This window comes from Ralstonia mojiangensis (assembly GCF_023955645.1).
Taxonomy (GTDB): domain Bacteria; phylum Pseudomonadota; class Gammaproteobacteria; order Burkholderiales; family Burkholderiaceae; genus Ralstonia; species Ralstonia mojiangensis.
The window spans coordinates 328,588-350,619 of record NZ_JAMXHU010000002.1; the positions used below are offsets into that span (position 1 = coordinate 328,588).

The window sequence follows — 22,032 nt, forward strand, 5'->3', positions numbered from 1 at the left end:
CATCCGGAAAACATGCTGCAACGCAGCATCGCGCCGTCGCGTCGCACCCGCATCCCGGGGGAACGGAGACATCGGGGCCGTATAATGCCGGCTCGTTACGCAAATCCACATGTGCGCGCGATGTCAGGAAGCCATTCGCATCCTGCCGCGCGTACCGTCACGCAGCCCTCCCAGCCTTCTCGGTCCGCCCATGAGCAGCCACTACAAGCACCACGTTTTCTTTTGCCTGAACGAACGCGAGGACGGCTCGCGGTGCTGCGCCGACTTCGGCGCGAAGGCCATGCAGGAATACGCCAAGAAGCGCTGCAAGGAACTCGGCATCAACGGCGAAGGCCGCGTGCGCATCAACAAGGCCGGATGCCTGGACCGCTGCGAACTCGGCCCGGTCATGGTGGTCTACCCCGAGGCCGTCTGGTACACCTTTGTCGACAAGGAAGACATCGACGAAATCATCCAGAGCCATCTGGTTGAAGGGAAACCGGTCGAACGGCTGATGGTCGACCGCCCTGCCAACGCTTGAGCCCGCGCTTTACCGCATCTGCTTTTCCCTTTTCCATGAACGTTCATACCGAAGAACGCCTGATTCCCGGCCCGGTCGGGCAGATCGACCTGTCGATCGACCAGCCGGACACTGCGCCGCGCGGCTTGGCGCTGATCGGCCACCCGCATCCGCTGTTCGGCGGCACCAAGGACAACAAGGTCGCGCAGACGCTGGCACGCACCTTCGTCGGCCTGGGCTATGTGACGGTGCGCCTGAATTTTCGCGGCGTGGGCAAGACCGAAGGCACGCACGACAACGGCATCGGCGAGCAGGACGACATGCTGGCCGTGCTCGACTGGATGCGTACACAGACCAAATGGTCTGCCGACGTGGCCACGCTACCGCTGGCGCTTGGCGGCTTCTCGTTCGGCAGCTTTGTCGTGTCGCAGGTGGCGCGGCGCTTGGCCGAAGCCGGCACACCCGCTGAGCGCCTGGCGCTGGTCGGCACTGCCACTTCACGCTGGGATGTCGCGCCGGTGCCGGCCGACACCATCATCATCCACGGCGAACAGGATGACACCGTGCCACTGATCGACGTGCTCAACTGGGCGCGCCCTCAGGAACTGCCCGTGATCGTCATTCCGGGCGCCGATCATTTCTTCCACCGCAAGCTGCATCTGATCAGGCAGCTCATTACCGGCGCCTGGGCGCCGCGGCCGTAACACCAACCCGTTGATTTTTCCGGATGCCGTGCCTCCCCCGGTGCACGGCACCATTGAACTCCAAGCAGACCGCAGGACCCGACATGCAGACCCGCTTCGCCCATTTCACGCCCCTCGCCTTCCATTCCGCCGCCGCAACCGCTGTGGCAGCCGCCGTGCTGGTCACCGCACTGCCCGCCATGGCGCAGCCTGTGCCCGCCCCGCAAGTCGCGGCCCGCTCGTGGATGCTGACCGACGTGACCAGCGGCCAGGTGCTCGGCGGCGCGAACATGGACGAACGCATCGAGCCCGCCTCGCTCACCAAGCTGATGACCGCCTATCTGGTCTTTGAAGCCGTGCGCGACGGCAAGCTCAAGTACGACCAGATGATCACGCCCACCGAGACCGTGCGCTCGGTCAAGACCGACGAATCGCGCATGTTCCTGCAAGCCGGCAAGCCCGCTTCGGTGCGCGAGCTGACGCAAGGTCTGATCATCCAGTCGGGCAACGATGCAGCCCTGGTGCTGGCCGAGGCCGTCGGCGGCACCGAGACCAACTTCGTGATGCTGATGAACCGCGAAGCCGAGCGCCTGGGCATGAAGAACACGCACTTTATGAATGCCGCGGGCCTGCCCGACCCGAATCACTACTCGACCGCACGTGATCTTTCGATCCTGACATCAGCGCTGATCAAGGATTTCCCGCAGGACTACAAGTTCTACTCGCAGAAAGATTTCACCTATAACAACATCAAGCAGTCCAACCGGAACCGCCTGCTGTGGCTCGATCCGACGGTCGATGGCGGCAAGACCGGCCATACCAAGTCGGCCGGCTACTGCCTCGTCACCTCCGCCAATCGTCCGCTGCCGGATGTGCCCGGCGCGAACCGGCGTCTGCTGTCGGTCATCGTCGGCACCAAGAGCGACGCTATCCGCACACAGGAGAGCCTGAAGGTCCTGAACTACGGCTATCAGTTCTTCGATACGGTTCGCTTGTACAAGGCCAAGGAAGCACTGCAGACGCCTGAGGTGTACAAGGGTCAGGCCAAGAGCGTGAATCTGGGCGTGCCGGAAGACAAGTGGATCACCGTGCCCAAGGGCGCGGGTGCGCGCCTGAAGCCGGTGCTGGAGCGCAAGGACCCGCTAATCGCCCCGATCGCACAAGGCCAGCAACTGGGCGCGGTCAAGGTGATGGACGGTTCAACCGTGGTGTCGGAGTTTCCAGTGGTGGCGCTCGAAGCAGTGCCGGAAGCCGGCTTCGTCGGCCGCACGATCGACGCGGTCAAGCTGTGGTTTAAAAAGAAGTAATCACCCCCATTTACTTCGACATGACCTCCTCTCACACCACACCGCCGGGCCACATTCCGCCCGAACAGTCGCTCATCGAGTACCCGAGCGATTTCCCCATCAAGGTGATGGGGCCGATGCATGACGATTTTGCCGCCACCATTGTCGAAGTGGTCCGACTGCACGACCCCGAATTCCACGAAGGGCGCCTGGAAAAACGTCCGTCTTCCAGCGGCAACTACCTGGGCCTGACGGTGACCGTGCGCGCGACGAGCCGCGAACAGCTCGACGCGCTCTATCAGGCGCTGACGAGCCACCCGATGGTCAAGATCGTGCTGTAACGCGCCTCTGCGCAGCCAAGCAAAACGCCCCGGTCATGCCGGGGCGTTTTGTTTTGGGCGGCGATACCGCGTCAGCCTTTGGCCACGTGCCCCAGGCAGACGGTGTTGTCATCCATCAACCGCGCCAGCTTGAGCTTGAACGCCGCAATCTCCGGCAGCAGCCACGCGCGGAACGCCTGCATCTTGGGCGTCTGCAGCGCGCTGTGCGGGCAGACGAAGTAGTAGTTCCACGGGCACGGCGTCGCTGTCTCGAACAGGCGCACCACGCGGCCGGCCAGCAATTCGTTGAACGCCAGCGTCGGGCGGATCAGCGCAATGCCCTGGCCCGCCGCCGCTGCCTGCAACAGCAGCGACGAGTCCTGGAACATCAGCCCGCCACGCGGCTCCACAAACCCTGAGACGCCAGCAGCCTCGAACCATGGCTCCCAATCCTCACCCTCGCTGCGCAGCAGGGTCATGGTCGCCATCTCGGCCACCGTACGCGGCAGGCGCCCGCCGTTGAACGACGGACTGCAGACCGGAAAAAACACATCGTCGAGCAGCTTTTCCACGTACAGGCCCGGATAGTTGCCCGAACCCATGCGCAGCGCAACGTCAACCTCTTCACGGGCGAAGTCGACCAACGCAGGGCTGGAGAACAGCTCCACCTCCAACTCGGGGTGGCGCTCGATGAAGGTGCCGATATGCGGCGTCAGCCAGCGCGCCGCGAACGACGGCATCGTGCTGATGGCTAGGCGGTTGTCGCGGTTGCCGGCGCGCAGCTGGTGCGTGGCCTGGGCGATCTGGTCGAGCGCCTCGCGCACGCGATCGGCGTAGGCACGGCCCGCGTGGGTGAGCATGACGCGCTTGCCGCGCCGCTCGAACAGCGGCACGCCCAGCTCGTCCTCCAGGGTGCGCATCTGATGGCTGACGGCGCCGTGCGTAACGAACAGCTCCGTCGCCGCACGCGAAAAACTCTCATAGCGGGCCGCCGCCTCGAACACCCGCAGCGCGCCAAGTGACGGCAAGCGCATCGGTTCGCGGATTTCGGTCATCTTTCCCTCCGGATTTTCGTAGCGCGGCGTGGGTTTTATGTGAGCTACGCTATCAAGAAACGCAATATATATCGTTTGGTACAAGGCAACCAAGCGCCTAGAATTCCTTCAACGGCAAGGCCCCATCCCACTGCCGTGAAGGAGCCGATCATGAAAGCTGTACTAACAAAAATTGTATTCACTCTGCAGCCCGGCGAAGTGATGGCGTTGCGCATGCCGGCCAACCAGAATCTGCGCGTTGAAGAAGCCTACGGGCACGACGTATGGATCACACACGAAAACAAAGCCGGCGACGAATGGCTGCACGCGGGCGGCACCGTTGCCGTGAAACGTGGTGAAGAAATCGTCGTCTCGGTAGACCCAAAAGCCCTCGGCCCAGTCGCGTTGGCCGTGGAAGCCACCGACGGCCACATGCCGCGCCAGCCTTGGCACGTCACGAACGGATGGCGCCACACACTCGCCGCACTCGGCTGGAACGAGCACGCAGACACGCCGGTCGTGGCCGCCTGAGCCCGAAACCTGTTCCTAGCCTCCTTTGCGGCATCTGCCGCAAAAGCCGACGCCGGCGCCGATGCCTCCCATCGCGCCGGCATTTTTTTTCGCAACCCTGCGACCGAAGCGGGCAAAGGCGCGGGGCGCCGTTAGCGGCCCTGCGCTACACTCGCGGGCATGATTCCGATTGACATCGTCGAGCGGGGCTTGCAGGACTACGCCGCCTGCTTCGACGAAATGCAGACATTCACCGCGCAGCGGGGCCCCGATACGCCCGACACGATCTGGCTGGTTGAACACCCGCCGGTGTTCACGCTCGGCCTGGCCGGCGATCCGGCGCATCTGTTGGCTCCCGGCAACATCCCGCTGGTGAAAGTTGATCGTGGCGGCCAGATCACCTACCACGGCCCCGGCCAAGTCGTCGCTTACCTTTTGCTGGATTTGCGCCGACGCGGGCTGTTCGTGAAGGCGCTGGTCGACGCCATCGAGGCGGCCGTCATCGAGACGCTCGCCACGTATAATGTCGCCTCCGAACGCAAGGCTGGCGCCCCCGGCATCTACCTGTCGAGCGGGCCGCATGCTGGCGCCAAGATTGCCGCGCTGGGCCTGAAGATCCGCAACGGCTGCAGCTACCACGGCGTGAGCCTGAACTTGGCGATGGACCTGTCGCCCTTCACGCAGATCAACCCGTGTGGCTATGCCGGCCTGGAAACCGTCGATATGGTGACCGCCGGCGCCCGTGATGCGTCCGGACGCGCCGTCGATGCGAACGACTGGCAAACCGTTTCCCGCGACCTGGCCGATGCGCTGGTCGCCCAATTGCAGCAACGCGCGCAAGCGCATCCCGCCGAGGCCGCTACCGCGTAGCGCCCTGAAATGCACGAGCCGCAAGCCCGTGCGGAGAACACGATGACCGATTCCGCCGCCGGCGCCACTGAAGTCGCCACCCCTGCCACCCCGTCGAACAAGCCGTACGACGCGACGGCCAAGCAGAAGTCGCTCGACAAGACCGCGCGCATTCCCATCAAGATCGTGCCGGCTGAGAAGCTGAAGAAACCGGATTGGATTCGCGTGCGCGCCGCCACCGGCAACTCGCGCTTCTACGAAATCAAAGACATCCTGCGCGCCAACAACCTCGTGACGGTGTGCGAAGAGGCCAGCTGCCCGAACATCGGCGAGTGCTTCGGCAAGGGCACGGCTACGTTCATGATCATGGGCGACAAGTGCACGCGCCGCTGCCCGTTCTGCGACGTCGGGCACGGCCGCCCAGACCCGCTCGACGTGAACGAGCCGGAAAATCTGGCCAAGACGATCGCCCAACTCAAGCTCAACTACGTCGTCATCACGAGCGTCGACCGCGACGACCTGCGTGACGGCGGCGCCCAGCATTACGTCGATTGCATCTCGCGTACGCGCGCCCTGTCGCCGGCCACGCGCATTGAAGTGCTGGTGCCGGACTTCCGGGGCCGCCTGGAGAAGGCGCTGGACATCCTGCAGGAATGCCCGCCCGACGTGATGAATCACAACCTCGAAACGGTGCCCCGCCTGTACAAGCAGGCCCGCCCCGGTGCGGACTACGCGCACTCGCTCAAGCTGCTGAAGGATTTCAAGGCCCGCAACCCGAACGTGCCGACCAAGTCCGGCTTGATGGTCGGCCTGGGCGAGACCGATGAGGAAATCCTGGAAGTCATGCGCGACATGCGCGAGCACGACATCGACATGCTCACGATCGGCCAATATCTGGCGCCGTCGGGCCACCACCTGCCGGTGCTGCGCTATGTGCATCCGGACACCTTCAAGATGTTCGAAGAGAAGGCGTACGAGATGGGCTTCACGCACGCGGCCGTGGGCGCCATGGTGCGCAGCTCGTACCACGCGGATCAGCAGGCACACGAAGCCGGCGTGGTCTGATCACGAAGCAGGAACGCTGCACAAATAAAAAGGGCCTTGGGTTGCACCCCAAGGCCCTTTTGCTTTGATGCGGTTCGATTAGGCGCGCGAAGCGGCATCCTTCGGATACGAGGCATCGCCGTTCCACGACAGATAGCCGTAGGTATCAGCCTGGCGATCCGCACCCTGCGTGTAGACGTCGTACTTGGCGGCAGCGCCGTCGGTGTACGGATCGGCCTTAGCGATTGCGCCATCGGTGTATGGGTCAGCCTTGCCGACAGCACCTTGGGTGTACGGATCAAAGCGGTCGTTCTTCCACGACAGATAGCCGTAGGTATCAGCCTGGCGATCCGCACCCTGGGTATAGACGTCGTACTTGGCGGCAGCACCTTGCGTGTACGGATCAGCACTGCTTTGGACGGCGGCGGCGGCCGGCTGGGCCGACAGCAGAGCGGCGGAAGCTGAAACCGTGGCCACCAGGGCCAGCAGAGCGTTACGGGAGAAAGCGGTTGCGAGACGGGTGTTCATGATGGGCTCCTGATCTGTCTGGATATTCGGTTGCGCTCAGTTCGTTGCGCTTGTGACCAGAATAGATCGTTGCCCACGATGAATAAATACTCAATTGAAGAAAATACTGTTCTTTATACATCAACAATTGTTCAGCACCCGCGCCGGAAAAAAGAGACTCTTGATCTACATATCTCGCGGCGATCCCAGATCGGTCCCGCAAAAAAAACCGCGCACATCGACGCGGTTTTAACCGTGAGCGGCGAACCTACTGCTGCGCTGGATGCCCCGGGCGTGGCGCGCCAGCAGGTTCCGCTACCGGCCGCCCCGCCTGCTTATTGCGCCACCAGCCCATCAACGTCAGCGCCAGCCAGAAGAACTGGGTGAGAAACGACGCAAGATTGAACGAGCCCATCAGCGAAATCAGGATGCAAATCGGTCCAAGCAGGTTGAGGCGAACGGCGAATGCGCCGGTCGGCGGCTTATGCAGGACCTGCACGCCAAAGTGCGCAGAAACATAAGCGGCGACGCCGACCAGACCGACAACGTCGGTAAAACCCAGGGAGGCCATGGTGTGTGCTTTGAAAGCAGAGGTTGTAGAAAAAGGGTTGTGGGTAGAGCGCCGTCGCCTGCCGCTCAATACGTGGCCGTCAGCTTGAGTGCAACCGTGCGTCGGCCAAGCGTCATGCGATCCGTGCCGTTGCGCGCGGAGAGCTGATGCGCATAGGCCGATGCATCCGCACCAGTCAAAGCAGCAGACAGCGTCAAAAACTTGTTGATGGGCCGCGAGAGTTCGATGCGGTAGTCGGTAAAACTGAACGCGCTGTGGTTGCGCACGTGCTCATGGCCGATGTGCAGGCCGAGTGTGAAGTCATTCGGCAACGGCACAGCCCAGTTGGCTTCGGCGTAAGTGGAACCGCGGCTGCCGCGATCGATGCCGTCGGCCAGCGAATTGCCATCGAAGCCGAAGTAGTTCGACAGCGTGGCCCATAGCTTGACCGACACGCCGCGCCAGCCGGCGCCAACCATCCATTCCGTGTAGTCGTAGCCGGTGGCAGGGCCGCCGCCGATAGCCTTGTCGTAGCGGGCGCCGGGGTACCAGTAGCGATAGAGCCCAGTGGTCAACTCGACGCCATGCGCAATGGTGGCGGCATAGCCGAGGTAAGTATCAACCTCAGCATGCGCCCCTGCGATGACGTGATCGCTTACCTGGGAACTCCACACACCGGCATAGAAACCGCTTGGCGCGGTGTAATCGACACCCGCTTGCAGGGCAGGTTTTCCCCATGTCTGGCGCAGGCCGCGCGACACATATTGCGAGACAACCGATGCATTGGCCGACCAGCGCTTGTCCTCGCCGGCCGGCACATCATCCGCCAGCGCGGGCAGCGCGGCAGCGCACGCCGCGGCACCGCCCAGCATCGTCGCGACCTTGCACCAGCGCATCAGGCCACCACCAGTTCACCGGCGACCAGCGGTTTGGCCGGCGCCTGCAGCGGCGATTTGCCATGCACATAGAACGCGGCGTCGGAGCGCGCGAGCGGCGCCACACCGCGAATCCTGTCGGCGATTTTCTCCGCCATCATGATCGTCGGCGCATTCAGGTTGCCGGTAACGATGCGCGGCATGATCGACGCGTCGACCACGCGCAGGCCCTCCAAGCCGTGCACGCGGCCTTCGTTGTCAACGACGGCCATCGGATCGTCCGCTGAACCCATCTTGCAGGTGCAGGACGGATGCAGGGCAGTTTCGGCGTGTTGCCGTACGAAGGCGTCGATCTCGGCATCGGTCTGCACGCTCGGCCCGGGGCTGATTTCGCGACCGCGATATTGATCGAACGCACGCTGCGCGATGATGTCGCGCGTGATCCGCACGCTGGCGCGAAACTCACGCCAATCCACGTCGTGCGCCATGTAGTTGAACAGGATGCGCGGCTTGTCACGCGGATCGCGCGAAGCGAGCTTCACGTAGCCTCTGGACGGCGAGCGCATCGAACCCACGTGGCACTGGAACCCATGCATCTTCACCGGGTTGCTGCCGTCGTAGTTCACGGCCAGCGGCAGGAAGTGGTATTGAATGTTCGGCCACTCGAAGCTGTCGTCGCTGCGAATGAAGCCTCCCGCCTCGAAGTGGTTGCTGGCGCCGGGGCCGGTGCCGTGCATGTACCACTCCAGCCCGACCTTCGGCTTGTTGTACCAAAGCGTGTTTTCGTAGATCGACACCGGACGCAAGCATTCGTACTGGATGTACATCTCCAGGTGGTCCTGCAGGTTTTCGCCCACGCCCGGCAGGTGCGCAACCGAGTGGATGCCCATCGCACGCAGGTCATCCGCATTGCCCACGCCCGAGCGCTGCAGCAACTGCGGCGACGCGATGGCACCACTGGTGACGATCACCTCGCGGCGCGCACGCCATGTTTCGCGGTTGCCATCCATCAGCGCCTCGACGCCCACGGCACGCGTGCCATCGAAGATCACGCGATCGACCAGCACGCGCGGCAGCACGGTCAGCGTGGACCGCTTGCGTGCGTTGTCGAGGTAGCACAGCGATGTGCTAGCGCGGCGGCCCTTGGCGGTCACGGTGCGGTCCATCGGGCCCAGACCTTCCTGGCGATAGCCGTTCAGGTCGTCCGTGGCCGGAATGCCGGCTTGTTCACCGGCTTCGATAAAGGCGTGGAACAGCAGGCTGTTGTCGTGCTTGGGCGTGGTGACCTGCAGGGGGCCGGCATCGCCGTGCCAGTCGTTGGCGCCCTTGTCGTACGTTTCCGATTTTCGGAAGTACGGCAGGCAGTCGGCGTAAGTCCAGTCGTCCAACTGAAAATCGCTCGCCCAGCGCTCGTAGTCCATCGCGTTGCCGCGAATGAAACACATGCCGTTGATGAGCGATGAGCCGCCCAGCCCCTTGCCGCGGCCCTGCGACATGCGGCGATTATTCATGTGCGGCTCGGGCTCGGTTTCGTAGGCCCAGTTGTACGTGGTGCCCTGCAGCGGATACGCCAGCGCCGCCGGCATCTGCGTGCGGAAATCCCAGCGGTGGTCGGGGCCGCCCGCTTCGAGCAGCAGCACGGTCACGTCCGGATCTTCAGTCAGGCGCGCAGCTAGCACGCAGCCAGCCGAGCCCGCGCCCACGATGATGTAGTCGTATTCCTGTGCGGTATTCGTGGTCAAAACATGCCCTCCCGTTCTTACTCAGCGTCCGCACCGAACCAGCCCATCGGCTGCGGAGCGAGGTTGATGTAGCTGTGCTTGAGTTCGGTGTATTCGTCCAGGCCACCGCGGCCCAGCTCACGGCCGATGCCGCTGGCCTTGTAACCGCCCCACGGTGCCTCGGGAAAGTACGGGTGATAGTCGTTGGCCCACACGGTGCCGAAACGCAGTGCGCGGGTCACGCGGTTGGCGCGGTTCAGATCGGCCGTCCACACAGCGCCGGCCAAACCGAACGGCGTGGCGTTGGCACGGTGCACCGCTTCTTCTTCGGTGGAAAAACGCTCGACGGTCAGCGCCGGGCCGAAGATTTCTTCGGTGGCGATCTTCATGTCGTCGCGCACGTTGGTCAGCACGGTCGGCTCCAGCCAGAAGCCTCGTTGGAATGCCTCGCCCTCCGGTGTCTTGCCGCCACAGCGCAGCACCGCGCCTTCCTGAACGCCGGCCTGGATCATGTTGATGATCTTCTGGCGCTGGAAGGCGGATTGCACCGGGCCCATCTCCGTGCCTTCAGCGAAGCCATTGCCCACGCGGATGCGTTTGACCCGCTCGACCAGCGCATCGACAAAGCGGTCGTGGATACCGTCTTGCAGCATCAGGCGCGATCCGGCCGAGCACACTTGGCCCGCGTGGAAGAACGCCGCGTTGACTGCGTAATCGACGGCGGTATCGAAATCCGCATCGTCGAAGATGATGTTCGGGTTCTTGCCGCCCAACTCCAGGCCGATCTTCTTGAAGTTGCCGATGGCCGCGCTCATGACCGCCGCACCTGCAACAGCACCGCCCGTGAACGAAACGAGATCCACGTCCAGATTGCGCGACAGCTCGGCACCGGCTTCACCCGCGCCCGTGACGAGGTTGAATACGCCCGCGGGCAGGCCAACTTCAATCAGCAGCTCCGTAAAGCGGTGCGTGGTCAGCGGCGTCAGGTTGCTTGGCTTGACGATGACGGTGTTGCCTGCGCCCAGCGCCGGCGCGATCTTCCAGGCGGCTTGCAGCAGCGGGTAGTTCCACGGCGTGATGAGGCCGCATACGCCCACCGGCTCGCGCAGCGTGCGGCTGATGACGGTGTCCGGAGCCTCGTTGATTAGGCCGGATTCCGTGGCGACCAAGCCCGCGAAGTAGCGGAACGTCGCAGCAATGCCGTCCATGTCCCAGCGGCTTTCGATGATGGTCTTGCCGGTGTTGAGCGATTCGAGCGTCGCCAGGTTCTCGGCGTCGGCATCGATGGCGTCTGCAATGCGGTTGAGCAGGCGTGCGCGCTCGCGCGTGCCGGTCTGGCGCCAGGGGCCCTCGTCGAATGCTCGGCGGGCGGCAGCAATGGCGCGCTGCGCATCGGCCACGGAGGCATCGGCGGCCTGCGTCAGGACGTTCTCGGTGGCGGGATCGACGATGTCGCGGTACACGCCGCCTTCGGGCTGCACCCACTGACCGTCGATATAGAGATCAAGACGAGGAGCCAGCGTGGCGGAATGGAAATCGGTGGAAAGGGAAGCTTGCGTCATATCCAGTACCCCTATGGATGGTGGGCGCACAAAGAAGTCGGCGCCCGAAATGCCGGCACGGTGGCGTCTTGTCAGACGCCAATCCAGTGCGGCGACCCGTAAATTCACTGATGGTGTTTTTATTTACCTTTGGAGAATTTTGGACTAGTCTAGGAAAAATTAGTTGCTTCAGGCCAATCGTTATGGCCTAATCGTATTGAATACAGATAGATTTTAGCTATACATGGCACGCTATACTGTCGCGAATCACTTCCAGTAAATCCCTCCATGACCGCCGCAGCACTTCCGCCGTCCGACGGCCCGCTTGATGACGACAGCTTTGCCGGCCGCCTCAAAGGCGTACTGACGCGCGGCCGCATTCAGCTCAAGCAAGTGGCGGCGGCGCTGGGGGTGTCGCCCTCGGCCGTCCACAAATGGACGCGCGGCGGCGAGATCGAATACGCCAACCTGCTGGCGTTGGCGCGCTTCCTGAACGTGAATTGGCTGTGGCTGCGCTACGGCGACCGCGCCCTGGCCGACCTTGAAGCGAGCCTGACGACCGACGCCCGCGCCCGCGCCCGCGAAGGCCGCCAAAAGCACATCGCCGCGATCATGGAAAGCGAGGCGCGCATGACCTTCGCGCAGGAGATTTCCGGCGTGGTCACGTGGGAGTGGAATCTGCTGACAGACGCGGTGGCCTATTCGCCGAATGTGGCGCGCCTGTTTGGCCGGTCGATCCGCACGCTGGAAGATTTCTGGCAATGCGTCCTCGCCGAGGACGTGCCGGGTGTGCAGGCCGCGGTCTCGCAGAACCTGAGTGCGGGGGGCGTCTACGAGCATGAATTCCGCATTGCCCCCGCGCCGGACGTGGTGCGCTGGATCGTCTCGCGTGCGACGCTCGTGCGTGATGCGCAGGACCGGCCGGTCAAGATGATCGGCCTGAGCCTGGACACCACCGAGCGCCACACGGCCGAAGCCGCGTTGCGTGATTCGGAGGCGCTCCTGGCCAAGGCGCAACAGATCGCGCACCTCGGCAGCTGGATCTGGGAACCCGGCAGCGACGCCTGCCGCTGGACGGATGAGGCTTACCGCATCTTCGGCTGGGCGCCGCAATCCACGCCGGTGACGATGGCGCGCTATCTGGACGCCATCGTTCCCGCGGATCGCGCCCGTGTGCAGGCCGTACTGGACCAGGCCGTCGCCTCACGACAGCCGTATCGCGTCGAATACACCATCACCCTGCCCGATGGCTCGCGCCGCCACCTTCGTGAGGAAGGCGAAGCGCAGGACCCTTCTGCAGCCACGCCTACGATGATCGGCGCGGCGCAGGACATTACCTCTGAAGTGGAAGCACAAGCGGCCTTCCGCGACAGCGAGGCGAAGCTGCGGACGTTGTTCGAGCAGGCGCCGGTCGGTATCGCCCAAGTCAGCCTGGAAGGCCGCTGCCTGCGCGCCAACCCGTGGCTGTGCACGCTGCTGGGCCAGCCTGAAACGGCGCTGCAGCAACGCACGCTGCTGGACCTTACCCATCGCAACGACCTCGCTAGCCATCTGCGTCAATACGGTGAGTTGCTGGCCGGTACGGTGCCCACGTATGCGCTCTCGCTGCAGTTGGTACGGGGCGATGGCTCGGCAGTGCCGGTGCGCATGACCACGTCCTTGGCGCGGGACCCGGCCACCGACGCGCCGCTGCATCTGATTGCTGTGGTGGATACGGTGCCGGAGATGGGCGCGTCGTAGCCCTGGATCTTGCCTGACGTCTCAGACGTCAACTTCTGACAATCCCGTCAATCATTGCGACTTTTTCCGGCATGCCTGGAGGGCCGGCATAGACTCTAAAGAACTAACAGTTAATTTATTAACCTCCAGTAACTAAGGCGTCATACGCATTTTCTCTGCACGTGGCGCCTACAGAACAAGGAGATCGGTTTTGGCCTCTTCCTTCGCCGCCCGCGCGGCACATCATCGACGCACCCTGCAATGGGGCTACCGCTGGGCGCTATGGGCGGCCATCCTCTGGGGCGCATGGTACGTGCCGGGCACGGCCGTCTGGCATGAATCTCCGTTTGCCGCGATGGACCTTTCCGATCCGCGCGTCTTCCTCGTCTGCGCAGCCGTCATCACGGCGTTCCATAGCGTCATGGTGACGATCTTCCAGTGGGTGTGGCTCGGCTCTCTCGGCAAGCTGGGCGACTACTTCCGCACCATCGGCCAGTTTCGGAAGATCTCGCGCTGGTACTTCATTGCGGCGGTCATGGGCGGGCTGATGGCCAATTTCGGCTCGTATCTGGCGATGGGCTATGTCGGCGCCGTGTTCGCGGCAGTGGCCGGGCTGCTGTATCCGGTGGTGGGCGCGACGGTAGCCAAGCTTTGGTACAACGAGCGCATCAGCGCGCGGGCGGCGGTGGGCATCGCCATCATCATCCTGGGCGGCGTGGCGATCTACGCGCCGGCACTGATGGCCGAATCGCACAGCGGCGGCAATCAGTGGATCGGTTACCTGGGCGGCGCCATGGCGGCAATCGGCTGGGGCCTGGAAGGCGCGATCGTCGGCCGCGCCATGGACGTGACTGACCCTGATTGCGGGGTTTCCATCCGTTACACCGCCGAGGCCATCTATTGGGTCGTCCTCATCCTGCCGGCCATCGCGCTGTTTGCGCATGTGCCTGTGCCGGTTACGGAGATTGCTTCGGGCATTGTCCACAGCAAGGCGCTGCTGTGGCTTGTCGTGGGCGGCGTCACCTTCTCGTTCTGCGCGGTGGCCTGGTACAAGTCGTTCCCGCTGATCGGCGTGGGGCGCGGTCAGGCGCTCGGTGCGTTCTACGCGATGTTCGCCACCCTCTTCACCGCCATCTTCACGCTGCAGTTTCCGGAGTGGTATTTCCTGATCGGGCTGGCGCTGGTGATCTTCGGCGGCTTCGTGATGGTGTCGGAAAGCTCGGAAAACCTGGAAGTGATCCGCGGCGGCGTGGCACCTGCAACCCCGGAGACGCGCGCATGAAACTGCATATGAAGGGTTACATCCTGCAACTGCTCGCGGCCAACGACACGCTGTGGGACAGCGAAATCGCCCATCGCACCTGCATCGAATACGGCAAACCCGAAGACGAATACTGGACGGGCAACATTCGCGCCATTCTCGCGGATCTCTACTCCGGCGGCCTGGTGCAAACGGCTGAAGACACGCTGGACGAAGCCACGAACAAGGTGCACTTCCGCTACGCCATCACCGAGTTTGGCCGTCAACGTATGGCCGACACCGGCCTGCTGGACATCGAACCGAAGGAGGCAACGCAATGACGCAATATTGGGGCTATCCGTTTGCCGATGTGCTGGCGATCGTGGTGATCGTCGGGCTGAGCGCGCTGGCGCTGTATCAGGCACGCACTTACACGAAGCAGCTCTGACGCTGAGGTATCGGCCAAGAAAACGGCCCGCCGGCAGACCACGCCGGCGGGCCGTTTTTACGTGGGTACCGCTTATGCGCTCAGCGCCGGATCGGACGCGCTGACGCGGCCGGTCTCAACGTGACCAGCAAGGCGACGCTCGAAGCCGGCATCGGTGCTGGCCGTGACAGTCAAGTCGTACCAGGCGTGCTGGCTGCGCAGGTCGAGGTACACCGACGCATCGTCACCGCCGCGCACTTCGCGCTGCACGCTCTCGCCCGTGTACGCGCTCTTGATCGTGAAGACCGTGGGCGCGCGGCCGTGGTTGATGAGGCGCAGTTGGAGGTTGCCGTTGGCCACGTCGTAGCCTTCCTTCACTTCCAACGCACGGCCATGCGGACGCAGCAGGCCCGACAGCGCGAGCTTGCCGACAAAGCGGCGCAGGAATCCATTCGGGCCATGCACCGTGAAGTCGTAGGCGCCGCCCGCGCTCACTGCTAGCTTGTCCGACAAGCGCTTGCCCGCTTCTACCGTGTAGGTGCGCGGCGCGTCGGAGGTGCCGGCGGCGTAGACGAGGAAAGCTGCACCCACGTCCCCGGTGTTCACGAATTCCAACTGGAATTTGCCGGCCGCCTCATCCTGGCGGCCGCGCACGAACAGTTCGTACGGCAGGGCGCGCGACGGGCGCACACCAGCTTCCTGCTTCGGCACGGCCTGCACCAGCGGGGGCAGCGGCACATAGCTGGCGTGGCGCAGCTTGTCCTTCGGCACGTAGGCGGCGGTGCTGGGCAATGCGGGCACCACCTCGTTGGGCGTGGCGAAGTTGAACGCCGACGTCAGATCACCGCACACGGCGCGACGCCACTTCGAAATGTTCGGCGACTTCACCTTATGCGTGCGCTTGAAGCGCTGCTCGATGAAACGAATGATCGACGTGTGGTCGAACGTTTCCGAGCACACGTAGCCGCCCTTTGACCACGGCGATACCACAAGCATCGGCACACGCTGGCCCAGGCCGTAGCTGCCGGCTGCGTATGTGTTGTTGCCCGGGAAGTATTCGCCCGTGGTGTCGACCGTCGACAGCCCATTGCTGCCCGACGATGCGAACGGCGGGACGAGGTGATCGAAGAAGCCGTCGTTCTCGTCGTAGGTGATGAACACCGCGGTCTTGCTCCACACCTCGGGGTTGGAAGTCAGGACCTGCAAGACCTGATCGATGTACCAGGCGCCGTAGTTGGCCGGCCAGTTCGGGTGCTCCGAGAAAGCCTCGGGCGCGGCAATCCACGACACCTGCGGCAACGTGCCGTTCTGCACATCACGCTTGAGGATGTCGAAGTAGCCGTCGCCCGCCGAGGCGTTGGTGCCGGTGCGCGCCTTGTCGTACAGCGGGCTGCCGGGCTGCGCGTTCTGATATTGCTTGAAGTACAGCAGCGAGTTGTCGCCGTAGTTGCCGATGTAGGCGTCGCTCGTCCAGCCCCAGGAGCCTGCGGCGTCGAGACCGGTGCCGATGTCCTGATAGATCTTCCACGAGATACCCGCAGCCTCCAGCACTTCCGGATAGGTCGACCAGCCGTAACCGGCTTCTGCGTTGTCGATCACGGGACCGCCGCCGACGTTGTCGTTGCCGACATAGCCCGTCCACATGTAATAGCGGTTCGGGTCAGTCGACGTGGGCGTGGCGCAGTGATAGGCGTCGCAGATGGTGAAGGCGTCGGCCAGCGCGTAGTGGAACGGAATGTCCTGGCGCGTGAGATACGCCATCGTCGTGGTGCCCTTGTGTGGGACCCAGCCGTCGTAACGCCCGCCATTGACGGCAAGGTGCGTGTCGTTCCAGCCGTGCGGCAGGTCTTGCAGGAACTGCAGGCCCAGATCGGGTGCGCTCGGTCGGAACGGCAGCACTTCGCCCACGCCGCCGGCCAGCGGCTGGTGCCACACGCTCTTGCCGGTCGGCAGCGTGACGGTGCGCGTATCGCCGTACCCGCGCACGCCCTTGAGTGTGCCGAAGTAATGGTCGAACGAGCGGTTTTCCTGCATGAGGATCACGATGTGCTGCACGTCTTCGATATTGCGGTGCGCGTTATGGGCGGGAATCGCCAGCGCCTGACGAATGCCTTCGGGCACCGCGCCCATGGCTGCGGATGCAGCAGCCAACTGGGCGGCGGAACGGAGAAAACCACGGCGACTGTTAGAGGTCATGTTCTCGTCCTGAATGTCTGTGTATTGGGGGGGGAGGGGGAACAACACGGGGCAGCGACTGACTGAACGCAACGAACAAAGTCAGTCGACGGTATGAATCACTGGCGGTGCCAAGCCGTTTTGCGAGGCAACGGCATGCGGCGGCGAGGCAGGCGACACGGAAGCAGGCGCGCGGCGTGAAGCGCTGGCATTTCGGTTGGCAGACACAGATGACCTCCAGATGACATCGGCGAGCCCGACTGTGCTGCGCGCGCCGTCTACTCACCACGCGCTAAGGTAGAAAGGATTCATGTCGGTTACGTGAAGACGGCACGCGCCGGCTCCGTCACCCGATCTCGCAGATTGATGGAATAGTGTTGCAAGTGCGAATCATTCTCATCTACACTGCAGCGCACCAAATGGCGCCACCGCGCAGCCGACCAGGCTGTTTGCGTTGCGCACATACCTAGAAGAACGAACCTCCCTTGCAGCCCCTCAGGGAGGGCGTTGCATTCCCGCCTGTCTCTGAAGCGGCCCCTACATCTGGACCCCCTGTGTTGCAGGGCCGAGCCCCGCTCGCCTGCACACGCTCATGTCCCGTAGGAGCCCTCGTGCAACGTCGATCCGATACCGCCGCCAAGACCCAAACCGCATCCGCTGCCGCCGCGGCCGGCAACTTCCGTCTTGAATCCATTCCCGCGCTGCTCGAAGTTGGCGTGCAGGCCGAGCATTGGTCAGCGGCACAACAACTGGCACGGCGGCGGGTGCTGTCGCGCCTGCTGCAAGCGCTGTTTCGTGAAGCGCTGCTCAATGCAGACCAACTCATCGCCGATACGCGCGCCGATGTAACGTTGCTGCCGATCTGGCAGCAGCGCGTACTGTTGCGTTTCACGGGCTTGCGGCCAGGCGCGCTCGGTAGCTGGACGCTGGCAGGCGACGTCGCCGTGCTGGCGCACGATCGCCCGCCAACGCCGATTGAACGTCCGTCTGCCCTGCTCCACTGGCTGGCGCCCATGCTGGACATTGGCGATGCCGCCGACGCCCACCGCCTGGCCGCCATTGCCCGGCTTGCGACGGAACTGGACAACAGCCAGGACAACGACACGCTGTGCCAAGCCTATCGACTGGCCTGGGGCGAACGGTTGGCCGCCGAGCACCGCGTTGCGGCGTCGCAAGACGCGCTCGCCCTGCTCTGCGGCGATGGCACACCGCACGCCCTGGCGCGTACCGAGCAGTGGGGCACCGGCGGGCATCCGTGGCATCCGGCCTACAAGACGCGACTGGGGCTCGCGCCCGAACAGGTCATCGCGCTCTCACCGGAGTTCGAGGCGCAGGTGCCCATCGGCGTGGTGGCCGTGGCGGCGCATCGTCTGCACATCACGACGATGGACGGTGTGCAGCCGTACGCCAATTGGTTCGCAGCGACCTTCCCCGAAGCCATGGCCGCGTTTCGCAAAGCCTTGCTGGCACGCCAGCTCGCGCCCGAAGCGTGGCTGCCGTTGCCCGTTCACCCTTGGCAGCGCGACACGACGCTCGGCGAGACCTTCGCCGCTGAATTTGCCGCAGGCGAATTGATCAACCTGCCGGACATCAGCATTCCCGCCCGTCCGACGATGTCATTCCGCACCGTGGCAGCGACCGGCGCGCCGGGCGGCCCGATGCTCAAACTGCCGGTCAGCATGCGGCTGACCAGCGTTGAGCGCACCGTATCGCCCAAATCGGCAGTGATGGGGCCGCGCGTGAGCGCCCTGTTGGAACGCATCCTCGCGACCGACACGGGATTGGCGAGCGTTCTGTCGATCGTGCCTGAACGCCATGGCATCCACGTGGCCGGCATGGAGGACGATCGCGCCCGGCATCTGTCGATGATCGTGCGCGACAACCCCACCACGCGCATTGCCGGCAACGCGCGGCTGCTGCCGGTGGGTGCCCTCTTCACGCCGGACTTCACCGCCGACATAACGCATGCAGACGCACCCATGCTGCTCGACACCGTGTTGGCGCGCCAGGCCGACGGCACGCGCGCCGAGCGGGCCGCGCGTTTCTTCGACGCGTACCTGGGCGTAGCCATTCCAGCCATCGTCGGCCTGTATCTGCGTTACGGCATTGCGTTGGAGGCGCATCAGCAGAACACCTTCGTCGTCATCGACGCGGCCGGCATGCCGGTGCGGCTGGTGGTGCGTGACTTTGGCGACGTGAAGATCGCGTTGCCGACGCTGCAGGCACAAGGCTTCTCGATCGAGCCCTTCCGGGCCGGCCACACCACGTACCCCGATCGGGACATTCCGCGCAAAAAGCTGATCCACGCCTTCCTGCTGTGCCATATCGGTGAACTGGCCCTGGCGCTGTTTCCGGAGCACGATAGCGCCGTCGGGCTACGCCAGTGGCATGACGCCATGCAGGCCGTGTTCGACGCCAACCGCACAGCGCTGGATGCCGACACCTGGATGCGCGAGCGCCACGCGCTGCTCGAAGCGCCATGGGCGTTCAAGACGTTCGTCCGCATGCGTCTGCGCGACCAGTCCGACGACATGCACGCTGCGCTGCCCAATCCGCTCAATCCGCTGGCTGCAGCCGCTCGCGCATGAACGCGGCAACGACTGTGGACGCGTGGCGGGGGGCCATCCGGTGGCTCCTCGTCATCCAGGCCCTTTCAATGGGCGCGATGGAAATGACGGGGCCGTTCTGGCCGCTGTTCCTGCGTGAGCTGTCGCCGGTGCCGCACGTGCCCTTCGCGTGGGTGGCTAGCGCAGCGTACTTTGCGCCGATGGCCGCCACGCTCGTCACCGCGCCATGGTGGGGCCGCTTGGCCGACCGCGTCGGGCCCAAGCCGATGATCCTGCGGGCGCTGGTCGCGCTGGCGGCGTCACAGTTGTGGTCGGTCTACGCAGACTCGGCGGCCAGCGTGCTGCTGGCGCGCACGGTGCAAGGCGGGCTGGCGGGCTTCCTTGCGGCCGCGCAAATCTACGCCATGCGCGTGGCGCCAGCCGACATGCGCCGGCGCGTCTTCGCCGATCTGCAGACCGTCACGGCGTGCGGCAGCTTCATGGCGCCGCCGGTCGGTGCATGGCTCGTCGCGTGGATGGGCTTCCGCATGGCCAACACGGCGGGCGCAGCGGTCATCCTGGCGTGCATTCCGCTGGCGATGTTCTGCCTGCCCGCGATCAAGCCCGCCCCGAGATCCGAGATCGAGCGGGACACCGATGCTCGCCAGGCACGTCGCGCTCCTCTGGGCGGTTTGGTGATCGGCCTGCTGCTTGGCATGGTGGCAGTGCAAGCCGCGCGCGTCATGCCGCAAAGCTTCCTTGCTCCGTATATCACCGAGACGCTGCATGGGTCGGTGATGCTGGCTGGTCTGGCCTACAGCGCCACGGCCGCGACACTGGCGTTGTCTGCGCGCTGGTGGGCGAAGCGTTTTGCGGGCTTGCCCGTGCATGTCACGCTGGGGCGCGTCTGCGCGTTGACCGCCGTCTGCGGCCTCACTGCGCTGTGGCAGGGCGTTGCGCAAGGGGAAGCCGCATTCATCGCTGCGCGCCTGGCGTGGGGTCTGTGCCTGGGCGGGCTGCTGCCTGTCCTCAACAGCCTGGTGGCGGAAACCAGCCCGGAAGATCGTCAAGGTTTTGCCTTGGGGTTGTGCAGCAGCGCAGCCAAGGGCGGCGCGCTCATCGGCCTGGGCGTGGCGGGGGTGTCGACCGGTCTGTTTGGGTGGCGTGCGGGCTTTGTCGCCATGGCCGTGGTGTACCTTGCAGCACTGGCAGCGCTAGTTGCAGTACGCCGCGTGGCATCACCACACGAAGCATCAACGGCGGGGCGGGCTCAACGCGCCTGACGTCCGGCGCGCCGCTGCAACTGCGTCTGCTCGGCGCGCCAGGCGAGATAGCCAAGGCCGAGAAACGGCCACAGCCAGCCGATCCATTGCGACAGGCTGTTGAAGTGGACGAAGCGCCCAAGCCTCCAGCTTTGCGCCGACACCCACGAATACGGGCTCGGCGGCAGCACGTTGGACAGGATGATCAGCGCAATCAGCAGGGCCATGGCCAGCGCACCGCGCAGCCAGCGCGGCAGGCGCACCAGCAGCACCAGCACCAGCGAGCCGACGACCAGCCCGAAACGCGCGCCCGATGAAAGCCAATCCCACGCGCCGCCCAGCGGAAACTGCAGCACCGTCGCCCCCGCCTTCACCAGCAGCGCGCCGGCCAGCAGCGCGGCCAGCAGGCGTAGCATGGGCGCGCCGCGACGCATGGCCACGCTGGCCAGCAGCCCCGTGCCGATCCAGCTGCAAGCGGTGATGAGGGCTTCCAGCAGCTCCTGGCGCTGCAGCGCTTCCGGGTGCGCCGTCAGCTTGTCCTGCCAGTCGAACAGCTCCGGAAACCACCCGTTGAGGAAATTGACGACAAACGCATCCGGCGATGGATCGAGCAGGATGCTGCGGATCACTCCGCCCATGCTGAACAGGAATTCCTGCGGAAAGATCTGTGCAAACGGCCATACCAGCATCAGCAGGATCGCAAAGGTCGCGTGCGGCTCGAACCAGCGGCGGCGCAAGCGGCGCAGCCCGCCGCGGTCGATCAGCCGCGCCGCAAACGGCAGCATGACGATGCCACCTAGCAGCGCGCCCAGCGTATTCGTCGCCAGATCGACGTTGGAGGACACGCGCGTTGGCAGATAAGTCTGGATCGCTTCCATGGCGCCCGACAACAGCAACCCCGCCAGCAGGGCCAGCAATACTGCGCGCCAGCCGGTGATGCGCGGATGCAGCGCCAGCACCGTCAGCATGCCCAGCGGCATGTAGCCCCACACGTTGGTGAGCATGTCGAAGCCGGTGTTGTAGCGCGGCAGCGGTGCGCTCAGGAAGGCAAACGGCGAGACGCCGGTGTCTGTCCAGCCGGCAAACGGATACAGGCTTGCGTAGACGACCAGCAGCACGAACCACCCCAGCCCAGCGCGTGCAAGCGGCGAGTGGCGATGCGGGGTGGGTGCAGCGGGTTGCGAGTGGAAGTCCGTCACCGGAAGCAGCTATCTAGAAGGAGGAGCGGACATGCCCGGAAGAAA

General features: G+C 64.4%; 20 protein-coding genes. 12 read left to right on the forward strand and 8 right to left on the reverse strand.

Annotation, left to right across the window (positions count from 1 at the left end; translation table 11 throughout):
- Nucleotides 1–190 precede the first annotated feature (190 nt).
- The 4 genes from NG898_RS08295 (at nt 191) to NG898_RS08310 (ending at nt 2,809) form a co-directional block, all read left to right on the forward strand.
- Nucleotides 191–520 (forward strand): (2Fe-2S) ferredoxin domain-containing protein, encoded by a 330-nt coding sequence (locus NG898_RS08295; RefSeq protein ID WP_045202559.1) that lies wholly within the window; start codon nt 191–193, stop codon nt 518–520.
- Between the two features lie 35 nt (nt 521–555).
- On the forward strand, nt 556–1,203 hold the full coding sequence (locus tag NG898_RS08300) for an alpha/beta hydrolase (protein WP_252691883.1): 648 nt from the start codon (nt 556–558) through the stop codon (nt 1,201–1,203).
- Between the two features lie 83 nt (nt 1,204–1,286).
- Nucleotides 1,287–2,489, forward strand: a complete 1,203-nt coding sequence (locus tag NG898_RS08305; protein ID WP_092973529.1) for a D-alanyl-D-alanine carboxypeptidase family protein — start codon at nt 1,287–1,289, stop codon at nt 2,487–2,489.
- Between the two features lie 20 nt (nt 2,490–2,509).
- A complete protein-coding gene (locus tag NG898_RS08310) occupies nt 2,510–2,809 on the forward strand; it encodes a YbeD family protein (protein ID WP_252691884.1) in 300 nt (99 codons plus the stop codon).
- Between the two features lie 71 nt (nt 2,810–2,880).
- Here NG898_RS08310 and NG898_RS08315 read toward each other — a convergent pair whose 3' ends face one another.
- Nucleotides 2,881–3,843 (reverse strand): transcriptional regulator GcvA, encoded by a 963-nt coding sequence (locus tag NG898_RS08315; RefSeq protein ID WP_252691885.1) that lies wholly within the window; start codon nt 3,841–3,843, stop codon nt 2,881–2,883.
- A 150-nt stretch (nt 3,844–3,993) separates the two neighbouring features.
- Between NG898_RS08315 and NG898_RS08320 the strand changes: the two genes are divergently transcribed.
- The 3 genes from NG898_RS08320 (at nt 3,994) to lipA (ending at nt 6,246) form a co-directional block, all read left to right on the forward strand.
- Nucleotides 3,994–4,353 (forward strand): DUF2917 domain-containing protein, encoded by a 360-nt coding sequence (locus NG898_RS08320; RefSeq protein ID WP_252691886.1) that lies wholly within the window; start codon nt 3,994–3,996, stop codon nt 4,351–4,353.
- Nucleotides 4,354–4,512: 159 nt separating this feature from the next.
- The gene (gene lipB, locus NG898_RS08325) at nt 4,513–5,202 is read left to right on the forward strand and encodes a lipoyl(octanoyl) transferase LipB (RefSeq protein WP_092973535.1); all 690 of its coding nucleotides are present in this window, start codon (nt 4,513–4,515) and stop codon (nt 5,200–5,202) included.
- A 42-nt stretch (nt 5,203–5,244) separates the two neighbouring features.
- Complete coding sequence (lipA, locus tag NG898_RS08330) at nt 5,245–6,246, forward strand: lipoyl synthase (RefSeq protein ID WP_012761007.1); 1,002 nt, start codon at nt 5,245–5,247, stop codon at nt 6,244–6,246.
- Between the two features lie 78 nt (nt 6,247–6,324).
- On the opposite strand, the gene NG898_RS08335 is transcribed toward lipA, so the two are convergent.
- The 5 genes from NG898_RS08335 to NG898_RS08355 form a co-directional block, all read right to left on the reverse strand.
- Complete coding sequence (locus NG898_RS08335; protein ID WP_092973539.1) at nt 6,325–6,753, reverse strand: hypothetical protein; 429 nt, start codon at nt 6,751–6,753, stop codon at nt 6,325–6,327.
- Nucleotides 6,754–7,000: 247 nt separating this feature from the next.
- The gene (locus tag NG898_RS08340; protein WP_045202433.1) at nt 7,001–7,303 is read right to left on the reverse strand and encodes a CBU_0592 family membrane protein; all 303 of its coding nucleotides are present in this window, start codon (nt 7,301–7,303) and stop codon (nt 7,001–7,003) included.
- A gap of 65 nt (nt 7,304–7,368) precedes the next feature.
- Nucleotides 7,369–8,178 carry a TorF family putative porin gene (locus tag NG898_RS08345; protein ID WP_252691887.1) on the reverse strand — a complete coding sequence of 270 codons (810 nt, stop codon included), beginning with the start codon at nt 8,176–8,178 and terminating at the stop codon, nt 7,369–7,371.
- Nucleotides 8,178–9,899 (reverse strand): choline dehydrogenase, encoded by a 1,722-nt coding sequence (gene betA, locus NG898_RS08350; protein WP_252691888.1) that lies wholly within the window; start codon nt 9,897–9,899, stop codon nt 8,178–8,180. Before betA ends, NG898_RS08345 begins: the two co-directional genes overlap by 1 nt.
- A gap of 17 nt (nt 9,900–9,916) precedes the next feature.
- Nucleotides 9,917–11,440 (reverse strand): aldehyde dehydrogenase family protein, encoded by a 1,524-nt coding sequence (locus NG898_RS08355; RefSeq protein WP_252691889.1) that lies wholly within the window; start codon nt 11,438–11,440, stop codon nt 9,917–9,919.
- 267 nt (nt 11,441–11,707) lie between these two features.
- Between NG898_RS08355 and NG898_RS08360 the strand changes: the two genes are divergently transcribed.
- The 3 genes from NG898_RS08360 (at nt 11,708) to NG898_RS08370 (ending at nt 14,719) form a co-directional block, all read left to right on the forward strand.
- A complete protein-coding gene (locus NG898_RS08360; RefSeq protein ID WP_252691890.1) occupies nt 11,708–13,159 on the forward strand; it encodes a PAS domain-containing protein in 1,452 nt (483 codons plus the stop codon).
- 190 nt (nt 13,160–13,349) lie between these two features.
- Complete coding sequence (locus NG898_RS08365; protein WP_252691891.1) at nt 13,350–14,420, forward strand: DMT family transporter; 1,071 nt, start codon at nt 13,350–13,352, stop codon at nt 14,418–14,420.
- A complete protein-coding gene (locus NG898_RS08370) occupies nt 14,417–14,719 on the forward strand; it encodes a hypothetical protein (RefSeq protein WP_252691892.1) in 303 nt (100 codons plus the stop codon). Before NG898_RS08365 ends, NG898_RS08370 begins: the two co-directional genes overlap by 4 nt.
- Before the next feature lie 179 nt (nt 14,720–14,898).
- On the opposite strand, the gene NG898_RS08375 is transcribed toward NG898_RS08370, so the two are convergent.
- A complete protein-coding gene (locus NG898_RS08375) occupies nt 14,899–17,001 on the reverse strand; it encodes a phosphocholine-specific phospholipase C (protein WP_252691893.1) in 2,103 nt (700 codons plus the stop codon).
- A 590-nt stretch (nt 17,002–17,591) separates the two neighbouring features.
- Here NG898_RS08375 and NG898_RS08380 point away from each other — a divergent pair.
- Both NG898_RS08380 and NG898_RS08385 read left to right on the forward strand, forming a co-directional pair.
- On the forward strand, nt 17,592–19,568 hold the full coding sequence (locus NG898_RS08380) for an NRPS-independent rhizoferrin synthetase (protein WP_252691894.1): 1,977 nt from the start codon (nt 17,592–17,594) through the stop codon (nt 19,566–19,568).
- On the forward strand, nt 19,565–20,809 hold the full coding sequence (locus NG898_RS08385; RefSeq protein WP_252691895.1) for a rhizoferrin export MFS transporter: 1,245 nt from the start codon (nt 19,565–19,567) through the stop codon (nt 20,807–20,809). The genes NG898_RS08380 and NG898_RS08385 overlap by 4 nt, the downstream gene beginning before the upstream one ends.
- On the opposite strand, the gene NG898_RS08390 is transcribed toward NG898_RS08385, so the two are convergent.
- On the reverse strand, nt 20,797–21,996 hold the full coding sequence (locus tag NG898_RS08390) for a VanZ family protein (RefSeq protein WP_282562245.1): 1,200 nt from the start codon (nt 21,994–21,996) through the stop codon (nt 20,797–20,799). The two genes, NG898_RS08385 and NG898_RS08390, sit on opposite strands and share 13 nt — an antisense overlap.
- Nucleotides 21,997–22,032: the final 36 nt, after the last annotated feature.